The following is a 24,556-nucleotide window of genomic DNA, read 5'->3' on the forward strand; positions in this document are numbered from 1 at the left end:
GGTGGCGAGCGCGCTTTCTCTCATTTCTCACTCCTCGCTCCACCACTCACTCCTGCTTCAGCGGCCGCTTCCATCCCTCGAACGTATGCTGCCGGCCGCGCGCCACGGTGAGTTCGCCGGCCGGGGCGTCGCGGGTGATCACCGAGCCGGCGCCGATGGTGGCCTGGGCGCCGATCGTCACCGGGGCCACCAGCGCGCTGTTGGAGCCGATGAAGGCGCCGTCCTCGATGCGCGTGACGAACTTGTTCACGCCGTCGTAGTTGCAGGTGATGGTGCCGGCGCCGATGTTGACGCCGCGACCCACCACGGTGTCGCCGAGGTAGGTGAGGTGGTTCGCCTTGCTGCCCTCGCCGAGGCGGGCCTTCTTGGTTTCCACGAAATTGCCCACGTGCACGCCGGCGTCGAGCTCGGTGCCGGGCCGCAGCCGCGCGAACGGGCCGATCGTGCACGGGCCATGGGTGACCACGCCGTCCAGGTCGCAGTGCGGCTGCACCACCGTGCCGGCGGCCAGTTGCACGTCCTTCAGCCGGGTGAACGCACCGATGCGCACGTCATCGCCGAGCGCCACGCGGCCTTCGAGGATCACGTCGATGTCCAGTTCGATGTCGCGCCCCGCCTCGACCGTGCCGCGCACGTCGATGCGCAGGGGATCCGCCAGCCGCACGCCGGCCGCCATCAGTGCGAGTGCGGCGCGCCGGCGGTAGGCCGCTTCCAGGTCGCTCAGCTGCAGCGCGTTGTTGGCGCCGGCGGCTTCGAGCGGATCGGCGCATTCGACGCTGAGCGCGGGCCGGTGCTCGGCGGCGGCCATGCCGAAAATGTCGGTGAGGTAGTACTCGCCCTGTGCGTTGTTGCGGTCGAGCCGCCCGATCCAGCCGCGCAGCGACTGCGCGTCGGCCACCAGGATGCCGGTGTTGACCAGGTTCACCGCGCGCTGGCCGTCGTCGGCGTCCTTCTCCTCGACCACCGCTCGCACGCGGCCGTCGCCGTCGCACAGCACGCGGCCGTAGCCGTGCGGATCGGCCAGCCGGGTGGTGAGCAGGCCGAAGCCGCCCGCCACTGCCGCCAGCTGCTGCAGGGTCTCGGCCCGGGTCAGCGGCACGTCGCCGTACAGCACCAGCACGCCCACACCATCGGGCACGCCGGCCAGCGCCTGCTCCACCGCGTGGCCGGTGCCCAGCCGCTCGGCCTGCAGCACCCAGCGCAGAGCCTGCCCCGGACCTGATCCGGGGTCGGCCTGGCCGGCGAAGGCCGCCTGCACCTGCTCGCCGCCGTGGCCGTAGACGACGTGGATGGCCGCCGGCCGCAGCGCGCGCGCGGCGTCGATCACGTGCGCCAGCAGCGGCCGGCCGGCGAGCGGCATCAGCACCTTGGCCCGGTTCGATTTCATCCGCGTGCCGGCGCCGGCGGCGAGGATGATGACGTGTAGGGAAGCGTGATTCATGAATGGCCCTGGCACGAGGTGATCAAAAAAGCATATCAGCCTGTGCTGTCCGCCAGCTGACGGGAGCGGGCTCAGGGCTGCGCCGCCGCGGACGAGACCGCGGCCCTGCCGGCATGGCACTCGAAACGGAACACGTAGGCCAGGCTGAACGGTTTCGTCCCGCTGTCCACCGCATGGCTGTTGCCGTCGGCATCGGCGGCCCAGCGGGTGATCAGCAGGGGATTGAATTGCCACTGCAGCGCGGCCGCGCGCACGGCGTCAATAAAAGCGCGCCGGCCCGCATCGGCCTGCACCTCGTCGGTCACGCGCACTTCGCCGACCTTGCCCTGCCCGTCGACGATCAGCAACGCCGGTACCTCCTGCGGTGGCAGGCAACGCGCCAGCAGCTCCGGCGGATATACCGGCGCCACGCGCTTGAACGGCGAGGCGCCGCTGGACACCTCGCCCAACGCCAGCGCGTAGCGCACCATGCCGGGTGGCACGGCTACCCGCCATGACGCATCGCCGGCGGCCGGCGGCGGTGGCCGATGGTGCGTCGTGGCGCAGGCCGCCAGCAGCAGCCACAGCACGCAGCCACCGTGGCGGAAAGCGGACAGCGATCCCGTCATCGGCCTCTTCACGTGTGTCATCGGAAGCTGCATCGTGCCGATACGAAAACGCCGGCACAAGACCGGCGTTCTTTTCCGCAATATCCATCGAAGCAACCGCTTCTATTGAAAGTGCGGCCATGGAGGGCCGCCTTTTGATCTTGGCTCTGCGCTCAAGGACGAGCGCAAAAACTCAATGCTTGAGGCTCTTGCGCAGCCGCTCCAGCGCCTGCAGCTGGGTGATCGCCTCGGCCAGCTTGGCCTGTGCCTCGGCGATTTCCATCGCGTCGGTGCGGTTGGCCAGTGCGTCCTCGGCTTCCTTCTTGGCGCGCTGCGCGGAGGCCTCGTCCAGGTCGGCGGCGCGGGCGGCGGTATCGGCCAGCACGGTGACCACCTGCGGCTGCACTTCCAGCATGCCGCCGGAAATCCAGAACTGCTGGCGCTCGCCACCGGCCAGCAGCACGTCGACGTGGCCCGGCTTGAGGCGGGTGATCAGCGGCGCGTGGCGCGGCGTGATGCCGAGTTCACCGATCTCGCCGGTGGCGATGACCATCGTCGCGTCGCCGGAGAAGATCTCGGCTTCGGCACTGACGATGTCGACGCGAATGGTGTGGGTCATGGCTCAGATTCCAGATACTTGAAGGCGGCGGGCGGACGCGCGGTCCGCCCGGAGGATCAGGCGGCCTTCTTGGCGCCCATCTCCTCGGCCTTCTTGATCGCCTCGTCGATGCCGCCGACCATGTAGAACGCCTGCTCCGGCAGGTGGTCGACGTCGCCGTCCACGATCATCTTGAAGCCGCGGATGGTTTCCTTCAGCGACACGTACTTGCCCGGCGAGCCGGTGAACACCTCGGCCACGTGGAAGGGCTGCGAGAAGAAGCGCTCGCACTTGCGCGCTCGGGCCACCGCCTGCTTGTCCTCTTCGCTGAGCTCGTCCATGCCGAGGATCGCGATGATGTCCTTCAGTTCCTTGTAGCGCTGCAGCGTGCCCTGCACCTTGCGCGCGACCTCGTAGTGCTCCTGGCCGATCACGTTCGGATCGAGCTGACGGCTGGTCGAGTCGAGCGGGTCCACCGCCGGGTAGATACCCAGGCTGGCGATGTTGCGCGAGAGCACCACGGTCGCGTCCAGGTGGGCGAAGGTGGTCGCCGGCGACGGGTCGGTCAGGTCGTCCGCGGGCACGTAGACGGCCTGGATCGAGGTGATCGAGCCGGTCTTGGTCGAGGTGATGCGCTCCTGCAGCACGCCCATTTCCTCGGCCAGGGTCGGCTGGTAGCCCACCGCCGACGGCATGCGGCCGAGCAGCGCGGACACCTCGGTACCGGCCAGGGTGTAGCGGTAGATGTTGTCGACGAACAGCAGCACGTCCTTGCCCTTGCCGGTCTCGTCCTTCTCGTCGCGGAAGTACTCGGCCATGGTCAGGCCGGTCAGCGCCACGCGCAGGCGGTTGCCCGGCGGCTCGTTCATCTGGCCGTAGACCATCGCCACCTTGTCCAGGACGTTGGAGTCCTTCATCTCGTGGTAGAAGTCGTTGCCCTCGCGGGTACGCTCGCCCACGCCGGCGAACACGGACAGGCCCGCGTGCGCCTTGGCGATATTGTTGATCAGCTCCATCATGTTGACGGTCTTGCCGACGCCGGCGCCGCCGAACAGGCCGACCTTGCCGCCCTTGGCGAACGGGCAGACCAGGTCGATCACCTTGATGCCGGTTTCCAGCAGGTCGTTGGCCGCGGCCTGGTCGGCGTAGCTCGGCGCCTCGCGATGGATCACCCAGCGGTCCTGCTCGCCGATCGGGCCGGCTTCGTCGATCGGATTGCCGAGCACGTCCATGATGCGGCCGAGGGTCTGCTTGCCGACCGGCACTTTGATGCCTTCGCCGGTGTTGCGGGCCACCAGGCCGCGCTTCAGGCCCTCGGTGGAACCAAGCGCGATGGTGCGCACGATGCCGTCGCCCAGCACCTGCTGCACTTCCAGCGTGATCTCGGTGCCGTCGATCTTCAGCGCGTCATACACCTGCGGCACCTGGTCACGCGGGAACTCCACGTCGATGACCGCGCCGATGATCTGAACAACTTTGCCCTGGCTCATGCTGATAGCTCCGGATGAATCTCTAAGATTTTGTTGTGTACAAAGCGCCAAATGAAACGTCGCTCTTACTAGGAGTGCGGCCACGGATGGCCGCCTTTTGATCTTGTTCTGCGATCAGGGATGATCGCATTGGTACAGCCGATCGCACTTACACCGCCGCTGCACCGCCGACGATCTCGCTGATTTCCTGGGTGATCGCGGCCTGGCGGGCCTTGTTGTAGACCAGGGTCAGTTCGCCGATCACCTTGTTCGCGTTGTCCGACGCGCTCTTCATCGCCACCATGCGTGCGGCGTGCTCGCTGGCGAGGTTCTCCAGCGCCGCCTGGTACACCACCGACTCGATGTAACGGGTCAGCACGTGCTCCAGCACGGTCTGCGCGTCCGGCTCGTAGATGTAGTCCCAGTCGTGGCTCGCTTCCAGCTTGACACCGGCATAGGCCGACTCGCCCGCATCCTGGTGCGCTTCCATCTCCTCGGCCACCAGCGGCAGCGGCAGCAGCGCATCGATGGTCGGCTTCTGCGTCATCGTGTTGACGAAGTCGTTGTAGGCGAGGAACACGCGGTCCAGGCCATTGGCCTGGTAGGCGTCCATCATCACCTTGATCACGCCGACCAGCTGTTCGAGCTTGGGCTTCTCGCCGAGGTGGCTGACGCTGCCGACCAGGTTGACGCCCTTGAGCCGGCGAAAGAACGCCACGGCCTTCTGGCCGATCGCCACCACGTCGACCTGCACGCCCTGCTTCTGCCAGTCGGCGATCGCCGGCAGCAGGCGGCGGAACAGGTTGGAGTTGAGGCCGCCGCACAGGCCGCGATCGGTCGACACCACGATGTAGCCGACCCGCGCCACGTTGTCGCGCTGGACCAGGAACGGATGGCTGAAATCGGTGCTGGCCTGCGCCACGTGCGCGATCACCTTGCGCATCGAGCGCGCGTACGGGCGCGAGGCCTTCATCAGGTCCTGCGCCTTGCGGATCTTCGAGGCCGAGACCATCTCGAGCGCGCGCGTCACCTTGCGCATGTTCTGCGTGCTCTTGATCTTGGTTTTGATTTCGCGTCCGCTTGCCATGCTCTATTCGCTCGCTTTGCTCGCTCGGGGGATTCGGGATGGGGTCCGGGATTCGACCAGGCCGCGACCTGCGGCTCCTGCGAATCCCGGCTCCCGGTTCCCGGATCGGCTTACCAGCTGCCGGTCTTCTTGTACTCGTCCAGCGAAGCCTTGAAGACGGCCTCGATGTCCTTGTCCCAGTTGCCGGTGGCCACGATGGTCTTCATCAGGTCGGCGTGGTTCTGGTGCATGAACGCGTGCAGGCCCTTCTCGAACGCCAGCACCTGGTTCACCGGCAGGTCGTCCAGATAGCCCTGCTCGGCGGCGTACACCGACAGCGCCAGCTCCGCGATCGACAGCGGTGCGTACTGCTTCTGCTTCATCAGCTCGGTGACGCGCTGGCCGCGGTCCAGCTGCGCGCGGGTAGCCGGGTCCAGGTCCGAGGCGAACTGCGCGAACGCCGCCAGCTCACGGAACTGCGCCAGCGCCAGCTTCACGCCGCCGGACAGCTTCTTGACGATCTTGGTCTGCGCGGCGCCGCCGACGCGGGATACCGAGATGCCGGCGTTCACGGCCGGGCGGATGCCGGCGTTGAACAGGTCGGTCTCCAGAAAGATCTGGCCGTCGGTGATCGAGATCACGTTGGTCGGCACGAACGCGGAGACGTCGCCGCCCTGGGTCTCGATGATCGGCAGCGCGGTGAGCGAGCCGGTCTTGCCCTTCACGGCGCCGTTGGTGAACTTCTCGACGTACTCCTCAGACACGCGCGAGGCACGCTCGAGCAAGCGGGAATGGAGATAGAACACGTCGCCCGGGTACGCCTCGCGGCCCGGCGGGCGCTTCAGCAGCAGCGAGATCTGGCGGTAGGCCACGGCCTGTTTGGACAGGTCGTCATAGACGATCAGCGCGTCTTCGCCACGGTCGCGGAAGTACTCGCCCATCGCGCAGCCGGAGTACGGCGCGACGTACTGCAGCGCGGCCGACTCGGACGCCGAGGCGACCACGATGATGGTGTTGGCCAGCGCGCCGTTCTCGTCGAGCTTGCGCACCACGTTGGCGATCGACGAACGCTTCTGGCCGATCGCGACGTAGATGCACTTAATGCCGGAATCCTTCTGCGCGATGATCGCATCGATCGCCAGCGCGGTCTTGCCGGTCTGGCGGTCGCCGATGATCAGCTCGCGCTGGCCGCGGCCGACCGGGATCATCGCGTCGACGGACTTGTAGCCGGTCTGCAGCGGCTGGTCGACCGACTTGCGCCAGATCACGCCCGGCGCGACCTTCTCGATCGGCGCGTTGAGCTTGGCGTTGAGCGGGCCCTTGCCGTCGATCGGGTTGCCCAGCGCATCGACGACGCGGCCGAGCAGCTCCGGGCCGACCGGCACTTCGAGGATGCGGCCGGTGGTCTTGGCGGTGTCTCCTTCGCGCAGGTGCTGGTATTCGCCCAGCACCACCGCGCCGACCGAGTCGCGCTCGAGGTTGAGCGCCAGTGCGTAGGCACTGCCCGGCAGCTCGATCATTTCGCCCTGCATCACATCGGCCAGGCCGTGGATGCGCACGATGCCGTCGGACACACTGATGATCGTGCCCTCGTTGCGCGCTTCCGCGCCGAGCTTGAACTGCTCGATGCGGCTCTTGATCAGTTCGCTGATCTCGGACGGATTCAGTGTTGTGCTGGACATGGCAAGTTTTCCTGGGATTCGCGCCGCATCAGCGGCACCCGATAGTTTTGATTCTTGGGTCAATGCGCCAAAGCGCTGGAAAGCTGCGCGAGACGACCGCGGGCGGAGCCGTCGATCACTTCGCTGCCGGTATCGATCACCACGCCAGCCAGCAGCGAGGCATCAACCTGGGTTTCCAGTTCGATCTCGCGCTTGAAGCGGCGCTTCAGCGAGGCCTTGAGCTGCTCGGCCTGCGCCGCGTCCAGCGCCATCGCGCTGGTCACCTTGACCAGCAGCTGCGACTCGGACTCACGCTTGAACGCCTCGAACAGTTCGGCCGTTTCCGGCAGCAGCGCCAGCCGGCGCTGCTCGGCCATCTCGGCGAGGAAGTGCCCGAACGGGCTATCGGCGTCCATGCCGGCGGGCAGATGCAGCGCCACCAGCTGCGCCGGCAGCACCCGCGGGTCGTTGCCGAAACCGGCCACGCGCGGATCCTTCGCCACCGCGGCGGCGAACGCCAGCGCCTGCGACCAAGCGGCCAGCGAACCGGCCGCATGCGCCACTTCAAACGCGGCGCGGGCGTACGGGCGGGCGAGGGTGATTGCCTGGGCCATGGATCAAAGACCTGCCGCGAGCTGGTCGAGCAGGGCCTTGTGCGTCGAGGCATCGACCTCGCGCTGCACGATCTTGCTGGCACCCTGCACCGCCAACGCGCCGACCTGCTCGCGTAACTGGTCGCGGGCGCGCTGTGCCAGCGAGGCGATGTCGTCCTGCGCCGAGGCCTTCAGCCGGTTGATCTCGGCGATTGCCTCGGCACGGGCCTTCTCTATGATCTGGTTGGCCTGCTGCTGGGCCTTGTCGATGATCTCCGAGGCCTGCTGGCGCGCCTGTTTGATCTCGCCGGCCACCTTCACGTCCGCGCTCTTCAGCTCGGCGTGGGCGCGCTCGGCGGCATTCAGGCCCTCGGCGATCTTGACCTGCCGGTCCTCGATGGCCTTGTTGATGTGCGGCCAGATGAAGTGGACGCTGAACCAGATCAGGATGGCGAACGAAATCATTTCGCCAATCAAGGTCGCGTTGAAATCCATCGCTGCGTTACCTGTAGATACGGAGTGGAACAGACCCGGACATCACGCGGCGCCCGGATCGGATACGCGGTGGCGCCGCAACGGCGCCACCGGAGGATGTTGCTTACTGGCCCGCGCCGGCAGCCGACAGGATCTTGCCCAGCAGCGGGTTGGCCACCGCGAAGTACATCGCCAGCGCCACGCCGATCAGGAACGCGGCGTCGATCAGGCCGGCCAGCAGGAACATGCGGCCCTGCAGCAGCGGCACCAGCTCCGGCTGACGCGCAGCGGCTTCAAGGAACTTCGAGCCCATGACGCCGATACCGATACAGGCACCAAGTGCACCCAGGCCGATGATCAGGCCGAGCGCGATGGCGGTGAAGCCCTGGATTTGTGCAAACTGGACGAGATGTTCCACGGTGGTCTCCTGAGAAATTCAAACTGGAATAGGCAAAACGGTTGAAGCGAAGGGTTCGACGAACGCGATCAGTGGTGATCGTGTGCCATCGAGATGTACACGATCGTCAGCACCATGAAGATGAACGCCTGGATCGAGATGATCAGGATGTGGAAGATGCCCCACACCGTGTAACCGATGATGCCGGCACCGTACAGCGCCCAGCCCGCCAGGCCGGCGCCGGCGCTGAACAGGCCGGCGATCAGCATGAACACCAGCTCGCCGGCGTACATGTTGCCGAACAGTCGCATCGCCAGGCTCACCGGCTTGGACGCCAGCTCGACCAGGTTCAGCGCGAAATTCGGGATCCACAGCAGCGGATGCTTGCCGAACGGCGCGGTGAACAGCTCGTGCATGTAGCCGCCGGCACCCTTTGCCTTGAAGCTGTAGAAGATGATCAGCGCGAACACCGTCAGCGACATCGCGAAGGTCATGTTGATGTCGGCGGTGGGCACGGCGCGGAAGTGGCCAATGCCAAACTTTTCGGTGATCCACGGCAGCAGGTCGACCGGCAGCAGGTCCATCGCGTTCATCAGGAACACCCAGACAAACACGGTCAGCGCCAGCGGACCCAGCACGCGGCGGTCGCCATGGAACACGTCCTTGACCTGGCCGTCGACGAACTCGAGCACGATTTCGACAAAGGCCTGGCCCTTGCCCGGCACGCCGGCGGTGGCCTTGCGCGCCTTCAGCCAGAACCACAGGCAGAACAGCACGCCCAGCACCAGCGACACGGTGACCGAGTCGACGTGGACCGCCCAGAAGCCGCCCTCGCTGGTGTGCGGGGTCAGATGCTTGAGGTGGTGCTGGATGTATTCGGTAAGACCGCCAGTCGGCTCGCTTGCCATGGATCAACCCTTGAATCTGAACGCCAGCAGATAAACCGCGTAAGCCGCCGCCAACCCCGTGATGGCGGCCAGCGGTGGCAACTTGAATTGGAACAGGATCACGACCAGCCCCCCGACGATCACGATCCACTTCAGGAGCATGCCCGTCAGCAGGCGACCCAGCGCCTGGCCTGCCCCGCCAACGTCGCCGAAAAACCGCACCGACATCAGCGCGGTACCCAGCGCCACCGTTGTCGCGCCTGCCGCCGCCGCCACCGCTTCGCGATGACCCAGCGCCAGGAAAACCAGGCCAGCCAGCAACGCCACCGCTAACTGCAGCAGGATGATGCGCAAGGCGAGGCGTCGACCCGAGGCAAGACTGTTGAGCACGTAGCGTCTCCGCGCGGCCTGCACCAGGCGGCACCGATACAGCTGCGGGCCACGATCCAATCTTTAAAAGTATATCAGCGGGGCAATTGCAGCGACAAGCCATGCAGCCTGCGACATCGCGTCCTTTCGCGGAATTTCGTGACCCGGTCGCGCCATCGGACCCAGCGCCGGCGTCTTGCGATGACACACGCAAACAGGGCCGAACACGAGGTTCGGCCCTGTTTCATCGCATGGGAACGCGACGGTACCGCTGGATTACTTGGCGGCAGCCTTCTTGGCAGCTGCGGCCGGCGCGGCTACGGCGTCGTTGGCGGCCTGGCGCTGCTCCTGCACGAGCGCATTCAGCGACTCGGCGGTCTTCTGGGTGATCGCGAGGACTTCCTGCGACACCGCCACCGCACGCTCGGCGTTGTCACGGCTCAGGCTGGCGCCCTTTTCCCACAGGCTGCGCAGACCGTTGATGTCGCGGGTCTCCAGCACCTCGGCGACGAACTCGGAGGAAACCTTGGTCTGCTCCTCGAGTGCCTTGAGCTGCAGCTCGGCGACCGTCTCCAGGCCCTTCAGAGCCAGCGACTGGGCCTTGAACGCACTGTCGGTGAACTGCTTGGTGAAAGCGAAAAGCTGGTTGTTGAGCTGCTGCGTCATGGCGTCGTCCTCGTTGAGGATGGGGGTAGTGGCAGACACTCTAGCAGCGAATTTTGTGCATTGCAATATATTTTTTATCGCCTACTCACGCTGTAAGCAAATATTCATTGAAAAACGTTAGTTTATGACGATTCAAAGAAACATTGCGACGCGTCAAAAACTGTCACGGCTACAACTGGCGCCCGACGTGCAGGTTTCGTGCACCACCACCTTGTCCAGCCCCGCCAGGCGCGGCTGCAAGCGCTGCCAGATCCAGCGCGCCAACATCTCGCTGGTCGGGTTCTCCAGCCCTTCAATCTCGTTGAGGTAATGGTGGTCGAGCTGGTCGAACAGCGGCGCGAAGGCCGTCTTCACGTCGGCGAAGTCCATCACCCAGCCCAACTGGGGGTCCGGCTCGCCGGTTACATGGATCTCGACCCGGAACGAATGCCCGTGCAGCCGCGCGCACTTGTGCCCGGCCGGCACGTTCGGCAGCCGATGCGCCGCCTCGAGCTGGAATACCTTGAAAATGTGCATGGCATACGCCTGCGTGATGGCGAGGGATGAACCGGCGGAAGGACACACGCCCGGGTCATGGTGGCTATGGGTGGACTCGAACCACCGACCCCAGCATTATGAGTGCTGTGCTCTAACCGGCTGAGCTACATAGCCACGGGGAACCCGCCTTGCCGGATCGGAACGATGCGGGCGGGGCGCGGCAGTGTAGTCGTGTCGCCTGCCGGGTTCAAGTCTGTCGCTTGCCGCTGCTTCGCGCGCTGTGGTTGAATCGGCCGAGGAGCTTAGGTGTGGCCGTGCTGGCGAACCGCGCCACATGCCCCCAGGAGGCGACATGATCGATGTTGATGGCTACCGTCCGAACGTGGGCATCGTGCTGCTGAACGCGGACGGCCAGCTGTTCTGGGCGCGCCGGGTCAGTCGCGACGGCTGGCAGTTCCCGCAGGGCGGCATGCACACCGACGAGACTCCGCTGGAGGCGATGTACCGCGAGCTGCAGGAGGAGACCGGGCTGGCCGCGCATCACGTGGAAGTGCTTGGCGCCACCCACGGCTGGCTGCGCTACCGCCTGCCCAGCCGTTATGTGCGCCACCATCAGCGCCCCATCTGCATCGGCCAGAAACAGGTCTGGTTCCTGCTCCGGCTGGTCGGCGGCGAGTGCGAGTTGAAACTCGATGCCTGCGAGAAACCGGAGTTCGACCTGTGGCGCTGGGTCGATTTCTGGTACCCCGCGGCGCACGTGGTCAACTTCAAGCGCCAGGTCTACGAACGGGCCTTGCGGCATTTCGCCCCGCTGGTGGAAGACCTGTTCGGCATCCAGCTCGGCAAGCTGCCCCCGCGCGACGACGCCGATTCCCCGCCCACCGGGCCGCGCGACGGTCGCGCCGCCGCCTGAACGGTGGCCGCGGGCAACCGGCCGATTGTTGACAATCATTCGCATTCGCGTTCTTATACGCGCCATGTACATCTGCATGTGCAACGCCGTCACCGATCACGACATCCGCCGCGAAGCGGGCAATGGCGTGCATACCTTTGCCGAACTGCAGGCCCGCACCGGCTGCTCGGATTGCTGCGGCTGCTGCGAGCAGGAAGCGCGCGCGACGTTCGACAAGGCCTTGTCGCAGGTCACCTGCCCGCTGCCACTCGTCGCAGCCTGAGTTTCCCTCTCCCGTTCGCGTCGTGCGGAGGCTTCATCCCGCACCAGGCAAACCGTTGCCATTTTTATTCCAGCCACTGGGGCGCGGAGTTTGTATAGTCCGCGTTGTCTTGGATCGGAGTGGAAGCCATGAAGGGTGATGCGAAGGTCATCGAATTCCTCAACAAGGTGCTCTACAACGAGCTGACCGCGATCAACCAGTATTTCCTGCATTGCCGCATGTTCAAGGATTGGGGCTACAGCGAGCTGGCGGAGCACGAGTACAAGGAGTCGATCGAGGAGATGAAGCACGCCGATCACCTGATCGAGCGCATCCTGTTCCTCGATGGCCTGCCGAACCTGCAACACCTGGGCAAGCTGCGCATCGGCGAGAACGCGCTGGAATCGCTGCAGGGCGACCTGGACCTGGAGCTGGCCGCGGTGAAGGACCTTCGCGAGGCGATTGCGTACAGCGAAGGCATCGCCGACTACGTCAGCCGTGACCTGTTCAAGGGCATCCTGCACGACGAGGAAGAGCACATCGACTGGCTGGAAACCCAGTTCAGCCTGGTCAGGGACATCGGCGCGGAGCGCTATCTGCAGAGCAAGATGCAGAGCTGAGGCGCGCCTGCCGTCGCCCCGCCGGCAGGCGGCGCCCTGAAGCGTGCACCCGTTCCTTGACGCTTTCGTCACGCCGGGGCTATACCTCTGGCTTTCCCCGGAACGCGCCGCATGGCCTCACGACCACCACCGCGCTTCGTCGTGCGCCGGCACGACGACACCGGCCACCGTCGGCGCTGGCTGTGGCTGGGTTTGGCCTGGCTGGGCAGCATGCTGGCGGTCGGACTAGCCGTTGGCGCGTTGGCGCGGCGGACGAATACCCCGGCCGCCGTGGACAACCGCCAGCAGCGCGCCCTGCTCGGTCAGATCGACGATCTGAAGCAGCAGCTCGCCAACCTGCAGCGTGCCGCCCAGGTCAACGAGGTCGCCACCCGTTCGCTGCGCGGTACCCTGGCGCAGCGCGAGGAGGAACTGAGCGGCCTGCGCGCCGACCTGGGCTTCTATGCGCGGCTGGTCGGCGGCGACGCCCAGCGCCAGGGGCTGAAACTGCAGGAGGTGAAGCTGCAGCCGATCGCCGGCTCGCGCGGCTGGAACCTCGGCCTCAGCCTGAGCCAGAACGCCAAGCGTGGCGAGGAAGTCTCCGGCAACGTCCTGGTCAGCGTGGAAGGCCTGCGCGGCGACAAGGTGGCGCGGCTGGACTGGCCCGCGCTCGGCGACACCGCACAGAAGGACGGCCTGCCGTTCCGCTTCAACTATTTCCAGCAACTGCACGGCACCATCGTGCTGCCGCCCGACTTCCGCCCGACACGGTTGCGCATCAGCATCCGGCCGGCCGGCGGCCCGACCATCGACCGCGCCGTCGCCTGGACCTCCGCGCTGAGCGGAAACATCACCACCACCGTAGGGGACCACGATGCTCAACCGTAGACGCAACGATCGCAACACCAGCAGCCACGAGACCAGCCTGATCGCCCGCGGCACGGTGATCCGCGGCGACCTGCGCTTCAGCGGCGCGCTGCACCTGGACGGCCGCATCGAAGGCAGCGTGCTGGGCGAGGGCGACGATGCCATGTTCACCCTGAGCGAACACGGCCAGGTGCACGGCGAGATCCACGTGCCGCAGGCGGTGATCAACGGCCACGTGACCGGCGACGTCTTCGTCAGCGTGCGACTGGAACTGGCGCCGCACGCGCGCATCGACGGCGACCTGCGCTACCACACGCTGGAAATGGCCGCCGGCGCGCAGGTCAACGGGCGCATCTCGCGTCAGGCCGGGGATGCCCCGCGCGAATTGCCGGCGCCGGATGCCGAACTCGACGAGGCCATGCCGGCCTGAAGCGGTATGCTTGGCTTCAGTCCGCCCCGCCCCCATCCAGATGACCATGGAAACTCTCGTCGCGATCCCCGATTACCGCAGCAGCGGCGCTCCGCTGGTGTTCACCGCCGCCGCCGCGCACAAGGTGCATGAGCTGATTGCCGAGGAAGGCAACCCGGCATTGAAGCTGCGCGTGTACATTTCCGGCGGCGGCTGCTCGGGTTTCCAATATGGCTTCACCTTCGACGAGGCCCAGGCCGAGGACGACCTGGCGATCGAGCGCGATGGCGTGACCCTGCTGTGCGATCCGCTGTCGCTGCAGTACCTCGGCGGCGCGCAGATCGACTACGCCGAGAACCTCAGCGGCGCACAATTCGTGATCAGCAACCCGAATGCCAAGACCACCTGCGGTTGCGGTTCGTCCTTCTCCGCCTGAAGACACCGCCGATGGACCGGGCCACGCTGTCGCCCACAAACACCTTCGCCGGACTGAGCCTGGTGCTCGATCGCGTGGCCGAGTCGCGCGACGAATCGGCATGGATCGTCGAACAGGCCCGTTCTCCGGAAGCGCGCTACCTGCTGCTGGACGGCGCCGGCGAGGCGTTCCTGCGCCGTGATGGCGATGCCCTGCGCTGGCTCGACGCCGGCGAACGAGAGCGCTGGCTCGGCGAGCAACATGTCAGCCTGCTCGGCATGGCCTACCAGCGTCCGCATTTCCTGCTGGTGGCGGACGATACCGCGCACTTCGATGAACTGGAAACCGCGCTCGACGCGCGGCGCGTGGGCCTGCGCCACGCCGGCCTGCTGCTGGCGGCGGACGAAGCCGGCCTGTTCGCCTACGCCAAAGGCCTGTCGCACTGGCAGCGCGAGACGCGCTTCTGCACCCACTGCGGCGCGGCGCTGCTGCTGGTCGCTGCCGGCCATCGCGCGCAATGCACCAATCCGGATTGCGCGCGGCTGCACTTCCCGCGCACCGACGCCGCCGTGATCATGCTGGTCGAGCACGAAGGCGCCTGCCTGCTCGGCCGTCAGGCCGGTTGGCCGCCCGGCCGCTATTCCACCCTGGCCGGCTTCGTCGAGCCGGGCGAGGCGCTGGAAGACGCGGTGCGCCGCGAGGTGGCCGAGGAGGCCGGCGTGATCGTCGACGAGGTGCGCTACCACTCCTCGCAGCCGTGGCCGATGCCGGCCTCGCTGATGGTCGGCTTTATCGCCACAGCGATGTCGCGACAGATCGTGATGCGAGACCACGAGCTGGAAGATGCGCGCTGGTTCACCCCGCAACAGATCGTCGACGGCATCGCCGACGGCAGCTTCCTGCCGCCAACGCGGCTGTCGGTGTCCTACCAATTGCTGGCGCACTGGCTGCGGCAACGTGCCGGACTGGAGCTGGATTCGCTGGTCGCCGGCGCCACGCCACGCTGATTCTCCGCGCGATCCCCGGCGACTGGCGCCGCCGGGTGATGCCGGTAGCAATCCGTCGCTTACAATGGCAGCCACTGTCCGCGAGCCCGTCCTGCCATGGCCATCCGTCTCCTCGTCGCCCTCGTCGCCCTCGGCTTGCTGCACGTCATGCCGCATCTGGCACGTTGGCGTGGCGACGGCCCGTTCCGTCGCTGGGTGGCGCAAGGGGGCGACACCGGCGGCGGCAGCCGCGTGGTGCTCGCCTTGCTGCCGCCGCTGGTCCTGTGCGTCTTGCTGGAGTGGTTGCTCAGGCACTCGCCACTGGACGCATTGCTGCCTTTGCTGTTCGCGCTGGTGGTGCTGCTGTACTGCTTCGGGCCGCGCGAATTCGAGACCGACCTGGAAGCGATCCTGGACGCGCCGGACGGCGCCCGCCGCGAGGCCGCGGCGCAGGCATTGGCCGACGATGGCCATCCGATTCCCTGGACCGCGCCGGCGCTGGGCGAGGCGATCGCCTATGCCGCGTTGCGCCGGCGCTTCGCCGTGTTGCTGTGGTTCTTCCTGCTCGGGCCGGCCGGCGCGCTGCTGTACCGGCTGGCGCAGACGCTGGGTCGCGACGACGCCCTGCGACTCGACCCCAGCACCCGCCGCGCCGCCAGCTACGTGGCCAACGCGTTGGACTGGCTGCCGGCGCAGTTGCTGACCTTCACCCTGGCCGTGGTCGGCCACTGGGAGGCGGTGATCGGCGCCTGGCGCCGCTGGCACAGCCAGGCCGCGCCGACCAGCTGGTACGGTGCCGGGCCCGGTTTCCTGGGCGCCGCGGCACAGGCCGACGTGTTGATCGACATCGAAGCCGGCGACGGCTACGCCGAAGAGCACAGCGATCCACTGGCCGAGCTGCGACGCCTGCGCAGCGCACTGCTGCGTGCCTTGCTAGCGTGGCTGAGCGTGGTGGCGCTGGTCGTGATCGGCGGCTGGATCGGCTGAGCGCGCTTACGCCAGATCACCGCGCAGCTCGCGCACCCGCGCTTCCAGCGTCGCCGCGGTGACCTGCGCGGGCACCCGCGGCGCATCCACCACCAGTTCCACCCGTGCGCGGAAGCGCCGCGGCAGGCGCGCACGACGCAGCATCGAGTCGCGGCGGCTCCATACGCTGCCCCACAGGCCACGCAGTGCCATCGGCACCACCGGTACCGGCCGCCGGGCCAGGACCTTTTCCACGCCAGGCCGGAACGGCGCGATTTCGCCGTCGCCGGTCAAGCCGCCTTCCGGGAAGACGCACACCACCTCGCCCGCGGCCAGCGCAGCGTCGATCGCATCGTAGGCCTGTTGCAGCACCGCGGGATCTTCCTTGTGACCGGCGATCGGGATCGCCCTGGCGGTGCGGAACACGAAGCTCAGCAGCGGGATGTTGAAGATCTTGTAATACATCACGAAGCGCACCGGCCGGCGCAGGTTCGCCATCAGCAACAGCGGGTCCATGAAGCTGACGTGGTTGCATACCAGCAACACCGGTCCTTCGTCGGGAATCTGCCCGGCACCGTCGGTGCGCACCCGGTACAGCGTGTTCACCAGCACCCAGGTGATGAAGCGCATCACGAACTCGGGCACCAGGGTGAAGATGTACCAGGCCACCAGCACGTTGAGCAGCGCCGCGGCCAGGAAGATCTGCGATGCATCCAGGCCCAGCGCGCCCAGCCCAAGGCCGAAACCGGCGGCCAGCACGATCAGCAGCGCGTTCAGGATGTTGGTGCCGGCAATGATCCGCGACAGCTTCTCGCGCGGTGCGCGCGCCTGCACGAAGGCGAACAGCGGCACCACGTAGAAGCCGGCGAACACGCCAATCAGGGTGAGGTCGAACGCGATGCGCCAACTGCCCGCGCCACGCAGGAAGGCCAGCCAGTCCAGCCCGCGCACCGTCGCCATGCCGTGCCGTGCGAAGTACAGGTCCACGCCGAACGCGGTCAGCCCGAACGCGCCCAGCGGCACCAGGCCGATTTCCACCCGCCGGCCCGACATCTTCTCGCACAGCAACGCGCCGAGGCCGGTGCCGATCGAGAACAAAGTCAGCACCAGGGTGTTGACCGAACCGTCGCCGCCCAGCGTCTCGCGCGTGTAGATCGGCAGCTGCGCGATCAGCACCGTGCCGAAGAACCAGAACCATGAGATACCCAGCACCGCGTTGAATACCGCGCGATCGGCGCGGGTGATCGCCAACACTCGCGCGGTCTCGCTGAACGGGTTCCAGTTGAATTTCAGATCGGGCGCCGTGGCCGGGGCAGGCGGAATCCGGCGGCAGGCCAGGTAGCCGGCCACCGCCACCGCGATGGTGGCGCCGGAAGCCAGCAGCGGCCCCACCCCGGCCACCAGCATCAGCGAGTTGCCGGCGATCATGCCCACCAGCATCGCCATCTGCGTGCCCATCTCGACCAGGCCGTTGCCGCCGACCAGTTCGACCGGCTTCAGCGCCTGCGGCAGGATCGCGTACTTGATCGGCCCGAACATGGTCGAGTGCATCCCCATCATGAACAGCACGACCAGCAGCAGCGAAGTGTGGTGCGTGTAAAAACCGTAGGCGGCCAGCGCCATCGCGCCGATCTCGAACAGCTTCACGTAGCGGATGATCCGGCTCTTCTCATACTTCTCGGCCAGCTGCCCGGCCGTGGCGGAGAACAGGAAAAACGGGATGATGAACAATGCCGGCGCCAGGTTGGTGTAGAGCGACACCGTGCGGTCGCCCAGCCCCATCTGGAACGCCACCAGCATCACCAGCGCATTGCGGAACGCATTGTCGTTGAACGCCCCCAGCGCCTGGGTCCAGAAGAACGGCGCAAACCGCCGCTTGCCCAGCAATGCGAATTGGCTCATGCGTTGCCTTTTGTGCATCGTCCACGGAGTGGCCGATTGACCCCGGCACCATCTCGATTATTACTATAGGGGGCGACCGGCGATAGTGCGGGTTCCCGGCCCCAGGTCATTCGGTACGGGCGAAACACAAAAAACCGCCGGCGTTGCCGCCGACGGTTGGGTCAGTGAATGGACTGCCAGGCCGCAAATGACCCGGCAGCTCATTGTTTACAGCGAGAAGTCGTACCGCGCGGTGAAACGCAGCGAACGCGGTGCATCGTAGCTGATGACGCGGAAGCGGCTGTCCGCCACTGCGCCAATGCCACCCAACTCGCCACGCTCTTCGACGTTCTGTGCCACCTGGCGATTGAGTACGTTGAATACATCAAGTTTCAGCTTCAGGTTGCCGTTCGCCCAGCGTGGGATATAGGCAACGTTGAGGCTCAGCTGGATGTCGGTCGGCAAGCGCCCCAGGCTGCCGCGTGGCACCGGCTTGCCACCGCAGTAGTGGTAGTAACGGCCATAGTCGAGATAATCCGCCCAGAACGTGCTGTATTCCGCCGCGTCCTGCGGCAGATAGCCCAGGCAGCTCTTCGGCCGCCCGGTCTGCGCGATCAGGGTGCCGCCCATTTGCCATTCGGGGGTGAACTGGTAGTAGCCGTAGGCCTTCAGCACATGCCGACGATCATTCGGCAGGTTGCCGCCGCCGTAAGCCATCAACTCCTTGTGATCGAACAGCACGGTCTGTGACACGTCGCCCTGGCCGATGTCGGAGTCCAGCTGGCCTTCGTCATTGCCATAGCTATGCGATAGGGTGTAGTCCAAACGTCCGAACCAGTTGTCGGCAAACGGATGCTCAAGGAACAGATCCAGGCCGATGTACTTGCGCTTCATGTACATGCCCATGTCTTCCTTGCTGTAGGGCACGGCAACCAATTCGGGAGAACCGGCCGCATCCGGCAAGTCGAGCAGCATCACGTTGTTGGCACCCGGGTTGAACAGGCGGCAGTCCGGGGAGTAGCTGTAACCGGGGTCGACGGCAATATTGTGTTCCGCCATGTACTTCAGCATCGGGCGGTTATCGCACTGGTCGTCGATCGCCGACTTCAGGTCGCGATACTGCAGGCGTGCGCCCCAGTTCCATTTCGGGCCAATGGCCTGCTGCATGCCAAGGATATATTCGTCCTGATAGTGCGACTTCAGGTTCTTGGCCGCAACTGTCCGCGGATCCGGCGCCTGGCCGTACTCGTTGTTGGACGAGTACGGGCCATTGCCCAAGGCGGTCAGGCCGGTCGGGACACCGGTGGTCGGATCGATGCCGGTGAAGCTGAAGAATTCGGTGGTGTAGGTCGAACCTGATGCACCACGTACTGCAACGTTAAGCGGCATCGCCAGGAAATAACGACCGGCATTGCCGAAGATCTTCAACGACGAGTCGCCATTGACATCCCAGCTGAAGCCGACACGCGGTGCCCACTGGTTCTTCTGGCTGACGTACTTGATGCCGTCGGAATTGTAGTTGTCGAAACCGTCATTACGCACGCCGAGTGACACCAACCAGCGGTCGCTCACCTGCCAGCGATCCTCGACGTAGAAGGCCTTCTGCTCGACCTTGAAGGTACCGCCATTCTCGTAGATGTACTTGTAGACGTAATCGCTGTTGGGCGCGGTGGTCAGGCCGCCGCTGGAGGGAATGTCGCCCAGGGCGCCAGTACGCGCGTAGAACCACGCATAACGTGGACCAGACATCACCGTACCGGCTTCCGATTCCGAGTTCGATACGTCGTAGCCGAAGCTGATGTCGTGATCACCCAGCTTCCAGTCCAGGTCGATGCGATAGCCATCCGTCTTGTCGTAGGCCTTCGGATCGGCCAAGGTGGTATAGGGTTGCAGGCCCGTAACCTTGTTGGAGATCGGGCGGGTATCGCTGATGTTCACCTGGCTGGGATCGTAGCCATACGGCGCCGAAAAATGCTGCGTGGTCTGCTTGCCGTACAAGGCACTCAGAGTCAGGCTGTCGGTGAGGTAACCGGTGTACTTGCCGATGTAGGTTTCGCCGCCATCCTTGTAGCGATAGCCACCGTTCTTGACGTCGCCGTGGGTGCCGTCGGCAAAGCTGTATGCATACCGGCTGCGGGTGGTACCCGCCTTGTCGGATAGCGCCGTGACTTCAACCAAGTTGCTGTCGTTGATGTTCCAGTCGACCTTGGTCAACCAGCGCGGCTTCCTGATCTCATCGGTGAGATAAGCCGTCCGCGCCGCGTTGCCGACCGCTTGGTTGTAGGCATAATTGTCTCTCTCCCACTCGCCGGAAGCATAGACAAACAGGCGGTCCTTGATCAGTGGGCCGCTGGCATAAACGCCGTATGTAAACGGATTGGAAACGAACTTGCTGCGGTCGTAATACTTTTTGCCGGCATTCTGGGCGCCTGTATCCGGTTGGTAATAAATGTTCTTGCGGGTCGAGCGCAGGCTCTCCGGCGTCCACGTCGTCAGGGCACCGAACTTCCACTGGTTGCTGCCGGACTTGGTGGAAACGTTGATCACGCCGCCGGTGGATCGGCCGTAACGGGCGCTGTAACCGCCGGTAATCACCTGCATCGCATCGATCGCATCAAACGGAAGCGTGGTGGAGCCGATGTTGGTCAACGCATTGGTGACCGGGTAGCCGTTGATGAAGTAGGCGTTCTCGGAAGCTGCCGAACCGCCGAACGATACCGAGTTGCCGTAACGCGAATCGGCCGGGATGACGCTCGGTGCCAGTACTGCAGCCTGGGTGATGTCACGAGCCACCGGGACGTTGTCCATGATCGTCGCGGTAAGATCCGTGCTGGTATCCACGCGACTGACGTCAATCGCCGGCAGGGCCGATGCCGTCACTGTCACGGCTCCCAGATCCTGCGCATTGGCGGCAACGAAATTGACCGCTGTACCGCCGATGCTCACCCGGACGTTGTCTCGGCTGCCTACGGTCGTCCCATCTTTCGTCGCCGTGACGGTGTAATTGCCGATCGGCAATTCGTTGGCGCGATAACGGCCCTTGGCGTCTGCCACGATGGTGCGGGTCAAGCCGGTATCGGTACTGACAATGGTGATCTGGCTGCCAGCAGCGGCATCACCAAAAATCGAACCTGCAGAGCGCGACTGCGCGAATGCCGAACCACCAATCAGGCTCAACGCCAAGCCGATCGCGAGAGCCGAACGACGCAACCGGATGTTGCGACTCGTGTTACGAAGTTTCATTTGCATGATCTCCCCAACTTCCCAAGAGCGAAGTGCCAAAAGCCGGTGACGCCAACGAACGCTTGGCTACCGATGGAATACTGTGATGCAGTTTCGCAAGAATCTACTAATCCAACTTCCAGGGATGGCTCGAAAATTTCCCAAGGCAACCTCATGAAAGCCCCGCTCCAACTGGCGCTGCAGGATCGAACCCAGGCGCAGCGACACCCTCCAAGCCAAGGACGCTACCTTCGGTCGCAGCGGGTTGTCAACAAGTTATTACGTTTTTATTTGTTTTTGCGTAATTCCTTGCTTGGCGAGTTCATGCGTGCCCCCCCCCCCCCGCGAGAAACTGCCTCTTGGTGAACACGCCACTGGGCCGCTTCCATGCCGATGGATCTGTTCACCACACACAAAAAAGGCCGGGACCCTACGAGGGTCCCGGCCCATGTCGCCAGAAGGTCAACCGACGCTTAGAACTTCTGGGTGTAACGCACGAAGAAGTAACGGTCGATATCCAGCGCCGGATCGTAGGACGTGGCATCGCTGTTACCCACCGAGTAAGTGATCGGACGCTTCTTGCCGAACACGTTGTTCACGCCGGCCTGGATGCTGCCGTTCCACGGCGTGTTGTAACGCGCCGAGACATCGTGGAACACGATGGCGCCCTTGCGGTTGGCGCCGGTGCCCCAGTTCTTGCCCTCGTAGTTCGGCTGGTTGCACTCTCCGTCAAACACACACTCATCTCGGAAAGCACCGTAGTAACGCAGACCCCAGCTTGCGCCGAAATCACCCATCGACCAGTCCACGCCCGCATTGGCGCGCCAGCGCGGCAGACTCCACTGACCGGCGTAGCCAACAATGTCGGCGTCCGCCGTGCTCTGGGTGTCATACGCCGACAGGTAGTTCGCGTCGAGGTTGATCGTGAACTTGCCGTAGCCGAACTCCGGCAGGCGGTAATGCGCGCCGAAGTCCCAGCCCTCGGTCGACAGCATGCCCATGTTGACGTTGCCGCGGTTCAGGCCCACCACTTGGCCGGTACCCGGATCACGGCCGAACTGGCCGCAATAGGTCGCGGAATTCGCCAGGTAGCACTGGTTCAGCACGTAGTTGGCGGTGATTCCGGTGATCACGTTGGTGATCTTGATGTTGTACCAGTCGGCGCTCACGTCCAGACCAGGCACCCACTGCGGGCTGTAGACGAGGCCGGCGGTCTTGCTGACGCTCTTTTCCGGGGTCAGGCTGGCGTTGCCCACGCCGGCGTTGTACGCGGTGGTGCTCTGCGTATTCGGGCCGGTGATCGGCAGGCCGGTGGTGGCGAGCTGGCGGAAATTCGCCGGCAAGCCCTGGGCGGCGCACTTGGCGGCCACACCGGCGTTGGTCGCGGCTGCGCCGAAGCGGGAGTCGCACGGATCGGTGTATTTGTCGAACGACTGCGAACCACCGCCAGAGAAGTCATCCAGCGTCGGCGCGCGGAAGCCTTCGGCATACGTGCCACGCACCAGCATGTCGTCGATCGGCTTCCACTGGAAGCTGTACTTGTTGTTGGTGGTGCTGCCGAAGTTGCTGTAGTGCGCGTAGCGGCTGGCGATATCCACCGACAGCAGCTTCACGCCCGGCAGATCCCGCAACAACGGAACGTTGAACTCGACATACGCTTCGTTGGTGTTGTACTTGCCGTGCGTCGCGCCCGCGGCCAGGTCGGTGGTCTTGCCGGAAGCCGAGAGTTGATCCGGAAGGTCGTAGCCGCTGACCTTGCGGTGCTCGTAGCCAGCCGCAAACGCCACTTCACCCGCCGGCAGGTCGAACAGGCCACCGGTGATGTTGGCGGTGTATTCCTTCGAGACGCTCTGCAGCGTGCTCTGGCTCAGGCTGTTGATGTAGGCCAGCGCCTGCGGGGTGGAGGCCGAGGGACCGCCCAGGATGTCGAACGGCACGCACTGGGTGAACGCGATAGGGTTGGCGGCGGTGCCGCACTGCACCTGGCCGGCAGCATTCAGGAACGACGGGCCAAGCGCCTGCTTCAGGTTCGTCAGGTTGAGGTTGCCCGAACCGTACTGGACCACGTCATATTTGTTGTAGTTGGTGCCGACATCCCAGTTCCACACCCGGCCGCCCACATCGAAGGAGCCCTCGAAGCCGGCGTCGAAGTGATACGACTTGACGTTGTTCCTGGTGACGCGGGGAAGCTCAATGGTGCGGCGATAGAAGAAAAGATCCGTGCCCGGCTCCGGGTTGTAATAGCTGCCGCCGCTGATGTAGACCGGATTAGTGGCCTGGGTCAGGCTGTTGAGCGGATAACCGGCGATCTGGCGCTGGTTGTCGCGCTCGGCATACATGCCGGTGGCACGGAACGTCACATATTCGTTGATGTCATAACGACCATTGGTGAAGATCGACTTCAACTCGTTGGAGCCGGCCAGATTCATCTGCTGGGTCGGGTTGAAGTAATCGTTAGGATCGTTGGTACCAGCGGCATGGTAGTTGGCTGGATTGCGCGAATCCGCACCCACACCCACGCCATCGTAGGAACCGGTGTGGTTGATCACCTGGTTGGGACCCGTGGCACCGCCGGTGGGCGAAACATGGCGGTAGCGGCCCCACGGGCCGGTGCCGCTCAGGCCATCGATCGCATGGTTCGGACCGTAGGTGTAGCTGGTGGCCTTGCGCTTGCTGGCCCAGACCGGGCCTTCCTTGGTGTAGTTGGCGCCGAACACCAGCGAGCTCTTCTCATTGCTGGTGCCCATCGTGAACGAGTAGGCATCCTTGGTGCCATCACCCGCCTGGTTCTGGCCGTAGTAGGCCGAGGCCTCGGCGCCGGTGTAGTGGTCCTTGAGGATGATGTTGATCACGCCCGCGATGGCGTCGGAGCCGTAGATCGACGACGCGCCGTCCTTCAGGATGTCGATGCGCTCGATCAGCGCCGCGGGGATCGTGGACATGTCGGTGAAGCCGGCCAGGCTGGACGCCCAACGCTTGCCGTTGACCAGCACCAGGGTGCGCTGCTCGCCAAGATTGCGGATGTTGACGTACTGGCCGCCCTGCTCCGGGTTGGAGGTGAGCACGCTGGCCTTGCTGAAAGTCTGCGCACCGGCAACGGTGAGGTTCGCCAGGATGTCACCCACGCTGACCAGGCCGGTCTTCTGGATGTCCGCCTGGGTCAGGGTGAACACCGGCTGAGCGGTTTCCACATCGACGCTGTGGATGCGTGAACCGGTGACCGTGACAGTCGATAATTCCTTGGCTTGGCCCTGGTCTGGTGCCTGGGTGCTCTGAGCATTCTGTGCGAGCGCGCCGGTGCCGATCATACCGAGGCTCAACCCCAGACCAACGGCCAAAGCCGTTTGCCTGAGGTGATGTGCCGCCAACTTA

24 protein-coding genes and 1 tRNA gene are annotated in these 24,556 nt (G+C 65.1%); 8 read left to right on the forward strand and 17 right to left on the reverse strand.

The genetic code is table 11. The annotated features are described in order from the left end of the window. Nucleotides 1-46 precede the first annotated feature (46 nt). From glmU to DEO45_RS12955, 14 genes are all read right to left on the reverse strand, one after another. Entirely contained in the window at nucleotides 47-1,441 is a 1,395-nt protein-coding gene (gene glmU / locus DEO45_RS12890) for a bifunctional UDP-N-acetylglucosamine diphosphorylase/glucosamine-1-phosphate N-acetyltransferase GlmU (RefSeq protein ID WP_114344326.1), read from the reverse strand. A 71-nt stretch (nucleotides 1,442-1,512) separates the two neighbouring features. Beyond that, complete coding sequence (locus DEO45_RS12895) at nucleotides 1,513-2,049, reverse strand: hypothetical protein (RefSeq protein WP_114344328.1); 537 nt, start codon at nucleotides 2,047-2,049, stop codon at nucleotides 1,513-1,515. A 172-nt stretch (nucleotides 2,050-2,221) separates the two neighbouring features. After that, on the reverse strand, nucleotides 2,222-2,647 hold the full coding sequence (locus tag DEO45_RS12900) for a F0F1 ATP synthase subunit epsilon (RefSeq protein ID WP_108471838.1): 426 nt from the start codon (nucleotides 2,645-2,647) through the stop codon (nucleotides 2,222-2,224). 56 nt (nucleotides 2,648-2,703) lie between these two features. Further along, a complete protein-coding gene (gene atpD / locus DEO45_RS12905) occupies nucleotides 2,704-4,116 on the reverse strand; it encodes a F0F1 ATP synthase subunit beta (RefSeq protein WP_114344330.1) in 1,413 nt (470 codons plus the stop codon). Nucleotides 4,117-4,264: 148 nt separating this feature from the next. After that, nucleotides 4,265-5,182: a F0F1 ATP synthase subunit gamma gene (gene atpG / locus DEO45_RS12910; protein ID WP_114344332.1), complete on the reverse strand. Its 918-nt coding sequence runs from the start codon at nucleotides 5,180-5,182 to the stop codon at nucleotides 4,265-4,267. 110 nt (nucleotides 5,183-5,292) lie between these two features. Continuing rightward, nucleotides 5,293-6,843, reverse strand: coding sequence for a F0F1 ATP synthase subunit alpha (atpA, locus tag DEO45_RS12915; RefSeq protein ID WP_114344334.1), 1,551 nt, complete (start codon nucleotides 6,841-6,843; stop codon nucleotides 5,293-5,295). A gap of 59 nt (nucleotides 6,844-6,902) precedes the next feature. After that, entirely contained in the window at nucleotides 6,903-7,436 is a 534-nt protein-coding gene (locus DEO45_RS12920) for a F0F1 ATP synthase subunit delta (protein WP_114344336.1), read from the reverse strand. Nucleotides 7,437-7,439: 3 nt separating this feature from the next. Further along, a complete protein-coding gene (locus DEO45_RS12925; RefSeq protein ID WP_114344338.1) occupies nucleotides 7,440-7,910 on the reverse strand; it encodes a F0F1 ATP synthase subunit B in 471 nt (156 codons plus the stop codon). 103 nt (nucleotides 7,911-8,013) lie between these two features. Continuing rightward, complete coding sequence (gene atpE / locus DEO45_RS12930; protein WP_114344340.1) at nucleotides 8,014-8,307, reverse strand: F0F1 ATP synthase subunit C; 294 nt, start codon at nucleotides 8,305-8,307, stop codon at nucleotides 8,014-8,016. A gap of 68 nt (nucleotides 8,308-8,375) precedes the next feature. Further along, nucleotides 8,376-9,194 carry a F0F1 ATP synthase subunit A gene (gene atpB / locus DEO45_RS12935; protein WP_114344342.1) on the reverse strand — a complete coding sequence of 273 codons (819 nt, stop codon included), beginning with the start codon at nucleotides 9,192-9,194 and terminating at the stop codon, nucleotides 8,376-8,378. 3 nt (nucleotides 9,195-9,197) lie between these two features. Beyond that, the gene (locus tag DEO45_RS12940) at nucleotides 9,198-9,563 is read right to left on the reverse strand and encodes a hypothetical protein (protein ID WP_114344415.1); all 366 of its coding nucleotides are present in this window, start codon (nucleotides 9,561-9,563) and stop codon (nucleotides 9,198-9,200) included. A 255-nt stretch (nucleotides 9,564-9,818) separates the two neighbouring features. Then, a complete protein-coding gene (locus tag DEO45_RS12945; RefSeq protein WP_114344344.1) occupies nucleotides 9,819-10,208 on the reverse strand; it encodes a phasin family protein in 390 nt (129 codons plus the stop codon). A 153-nt stretch (nucleotides 10,209-10,361) separates the two neighbouring features. Next, nucleotides 10,362-10,724 carry a 6-carboxytetrahydropterin synthase QueD gene (gene queD / locus DEO45_RS12950; protein WP_114344346.1) on the reverse strand — a complete coding sequence of 121 codons (363 nt, stop codon included), beginning with the start codon at nucleotides 10,722-10,724 and terminating at the stop codon, nucleotides 10,362-10,364. A gap of 58 nt (nucleotides 10,725-10,782) precedes the next feature. Then, nucleotides 10,783-10,859, reverse strand: a tRNA-Met gene (locus DEO45_RS12955). 178 nt (nucleotides 10,860-11,037) lie between these two features. Here DEO45_RS12955 and DEO45_RS12960 point away from each other — a divergent pair. The 8 genes from DEO45_RS12960 (at nucleotide 11,038) to DEO45_RS12995 (ending at nucleotide 16,102) form a co-directional block, all read left to right on the forward strand. Then, nucleotides 11,038-11,598, forward strand: coding sequence for an RNA pyrophosphohydrolase (locus DEO45_RS12960; protein ID WP_114344349.1), 561 nt, complete (start codon nucleotides 11,038-11,040; stop codon nucleotides 11,596-11,598). A gap of 55 nt (nucleotides 11,599-11,653) precedes the next feature. Next, nucleotides 11,654-11,860, forward strand: a complete 207-nt coding sequence (locus tag DEO45_RS12965) for a (2Fe-2S)-binding protein (RefSeq protein ID WP_114344417.1) — start codon at nucleotides 11,654-11,656, stop codon at nucleotides 11,858-11,860. A gap of 128 nt (nucleotides 11,861-11,988) precedes the next feature. Then, complete coding sequence (gene bfr / locus DEO45_RS12970) at nucleotides 11,989-12,459, forward strand: bacterioferritin (protein ID WP_114344351.1); 471 nt, start codon at nucleotides 11,989-11,991, stop codon at nucleotides 12,457-12,459. 111 nt (nucleotides 12,460-12,570) lie between these two features. Next, nucleotides 12,571-13,326 carry a DUF6776 family protein gene (locus tag DEO45_RS12975; RefSeq protein WP_114344354.1) on the forward strand — a complete coding sequence of 252 codons (756 nt, stop codon included), beginning with the start codon at nucleotides 12,571-12,573 and terminating at the stop codon, nucleotides 13,324-13,326. Next, nucleotides 13,313-13,735 carry a bactofilin family protein gene (locus DEO45_RS12980; RefSeq protein WP_114344357.1) on the forward strand — a complete coding sequence of 141 codons (423 nt, stop codon included), beginning with the start codon at nucleotides 13,313-13,315 and terminating at the stop codon, nucleotides 13,733-13,735. The genes DEO45_RS12975 and DEO45_RS12980 overlap by 14 nt, the downstream gene beginning before the upstream one ends. Nucleotides 13,736-13,781: 46 nt before the next feature. After that, nucleotides 13,782-14,150, forward strand: coding sequence for an iron-sulfur cluster insertion protein ErpA (gene erpA, locus DEO45_RS12985; protein WP_189339749.1), 369 nt, complete (start codon nucleotides 13,782-13,784; stop codon nucleotides 14,148-14,150). A gap of 11 nt (nucleotides 14,151-14,161) precedes the next feature. Continuing rightward, a complete protein-coding gene (gene nudC / locus DEO45_RS12990; RefSeq protein WP_114344362.1) occupies nucleotides 14,162-15,136 on the forward strand; it encodes an NAD(+) diphosphatase in 975 nt (324 codons plus the stop codon). Between the two features lie 96 nt (nucleotides 15,137-15,232). Beyond that, nucleotides 15,233-16,102: a regulatory signaling modulator protein AmpE gene (locus DEO45_RS12995; RefSeq protein WP_114344364.1), complete on the forward strand. Its 870-nt coding sequence runs from the start codon at nucleotides 15,233-15,235 to the stop codon at nucleotides 16,100-16,102. A gap of 6 nt (nucleotides 16,103-16,108) precedes the next feature. Here DEO45_RS12995 and DEO45_RS13000 read toward each other — a convergent pair whose 3' ends face one another. The 3 genes from DEO45_RS13000 to DEO45_RS13010 all read right to left on the reverse strand — a co-directional run bounded on the left by DEO45_RS13000 (nucleotide 16,109) and on the right by DEO45_RS13010 (nucleotide 24,492). Next, on the reverse strand, nucleotides 16,109-17,983 hold the full coding sequence (locus DEO45_RS13000; RefSeq protein WP_114344366.1) for an MFS transporter: 1,875 nt from the start codon (nucleotides 17,981-17,983) through the stop codon (nucleotides 16,109-16,111). A gap of 207 nt (nucleotides 17,984-18,190) precedes the next feature. Further along, the gene (locus DEO45_RS13005; RefSeq protein WP_114344368.1) at nucleotides 18,191-21,205 is read right to left on the reverse strand and encodes a TonB-dependent receptor; all 3,015 of its coding nucleotides are present in this window, start codon (nucleotides 21,203-21,205) and stop codon (nucleotides 18,191-18,193) included. 452 nt (nucleotides 21,206-21,657) lie between these two features. Then, nucleotides 21,658-24,492: a TonB-dependent receptor plug domain-containing protein gene (locus DEO45_RS13010; protein WP_223250867.1), complete on the reverse strand. Its 2,835-nt coding sequence runs from the start codon at nucleotides 24,490-24,492 to the stop codon at nucleotides 21,658-21,660. Nucleotides 24,493-24,556: the final 64 nt, after the last annotated feature.

Source organism: Rhodanobacter denitrificans (assembly GCF_003335105.1).
GTDB lineage: Bacteria > Pseudomonadota > Gammaproteobacteria > Xanthomonadales > Rhodanobacteraceae > Rhodanobacter > Rhodanobacter denitrificans_A.

Excerpts from the sequence above, each read along its gene's own strand:
- glmU (WP_114344326.1), bottom strand. The coding sequence starts at position 1,441 with ATGAATCACGCTTCCCTACACGTCATCATCCTCGCCGCCGGCGCCGGC.
- DEO45_RS12895 (WP_114344328.1), bottom strand. The coding sequence starts at position 2,049 with ATGACGGGATCGCTGTCCGCTTTCCGCCACGGTGGCTGCGTGCTGTGG.
- DEO45_RS12900 (WP_108471838.1), bottom strand. The coding sequence starts at position 2,647 with ATGACCCACACCATTCGCGTCGACATCGTCAGTGCCGAAGCCGAGATC.
- atpD (WP_114344330.1), bottom strand. The coding sequence starts at position 4,116 with ATGAGCCAGGGCAAAGTTGTTCAGATCATCGGCGCGGTCATCGACGTG.
- atpG (WP_114344332.1), bottom strand. The coding sequence starts at position 5,182 with ATGGCAAGCGGACGCGAAATCAAAACCAAGATCAAGAGCACGCAGAAC.
- atpA (WP_114344334.1), bottom strand. The coding sequence starts at position 6,843 with ATGTCCAGCACAACACTGAATCCGTCCGAGATCAGCGAACTGATCAAG.
- DEO45_RS12920 (WP_114344336.1), bottom strand. The coding sequence starts at position 7,436 with ATGGCCCAGGCAATCACCCTCGCCCGCCCGTACGCCCGCGCCGCGTTT.
- DEO45_RS12925 (WP_114344338.1), bottom strand. The coding sequence starts at position 7,910 with ATGGATTTCAACGCGACCTTGATTGGCGAAATGATTTCGTTCGCCATC.
- atpB (WP_114344342.1), bottom strand. The coding sequence starts at position 9,194 with ATGGCAAGCGAGCCGACTGGCGGTCTTACCGAATACATCCAGCACCAC.
- DEO45_RS12945 (WP_114344344.1), bottom strand. The coding sequence starts at position 10,208 with ATGACGCAGCAGCTCAACAACCAGCTTTTCGCTTTCACCAAGCAGTTC.
- queD (WP_114344346.1), bottom strand. The coding sequence starts at position 10,724 with ATGCACATTTTCAAGGTATTCCAGCTCGAGGCGGCGCATCGGCTGCCG.
- DEO45_RS12960 (WP_114344349.1), top strand. The coding sequence starts at position 11,038 with ATGATCGATGTTGATGGCTACCGTCCGAACGTGGGCATCGTGCTGCTG.
- bfr (WP_114344351.1), top strand. The coding sequence starts at position 11,989 with ATGAAGGGTGATGCGAAGGTCATCGAATTCCTCAACAAGGTGCTCTAC.
- DEO45_RS12975 (WP_114344354.1), top strand. The coding sequence starts at position 12,571 with ATGGCCTCACGACCACCACCGCGCTTCGTCGTGCGCCGGCACGACGAC.
- DEO45_RS12980 (WP_114344357.1), top strand. The coding sequence starts at position 13,313 with ATGCTCAACCGTAGACGCAACGATCGCAACACCAGCAGCCACGAGACC.
- erpA (WP_189339749.1), top strand. The coding sequence starts at position 13,782 with ATGGAAACTCTCGTCGCGATCCCCGATTACCGCAGCAGCGGCGCTCCG.
- nudC (WP_114344362.1), top strand. The coding sequence starts at position 14,162 with ATGGACCGGGCCACGCTGTCGCCCACAAACACCTTCGCCGGACTGAGC.
- DEO45_RS12995 (WP_114344364.1), top strand. The coding sequence starts at position 15,233 with ATGGCCATCCGTCTCCTCGTCGCCCTCGTCGCCCTCGGCTTGCTGCAC.
- DEO45_RS13000 (WP_114344366.1), bottom strand. The coding sequence starts at position 17,983 with ATGAGCCAATTCGCATTGCTGGGCAAGCGGCGGTTTGCGCCGTTCTTC.
- DEO45_RS13005 (WP_114344368.1), bottom strand. The coding sequence starts at position 21,205 with ATGAAACTTCGTAACACGAGTCGCAACATCCGGTTGCGTCGTTCGGCT.
- DEO45_RS13010 (WP_223250867.1), bottom strand. The coding sequence starts at position 24,492 with ATGATCGGCACCGGCGCGCTCGCACAGAATGCTCAGAGCACCCAGGCA.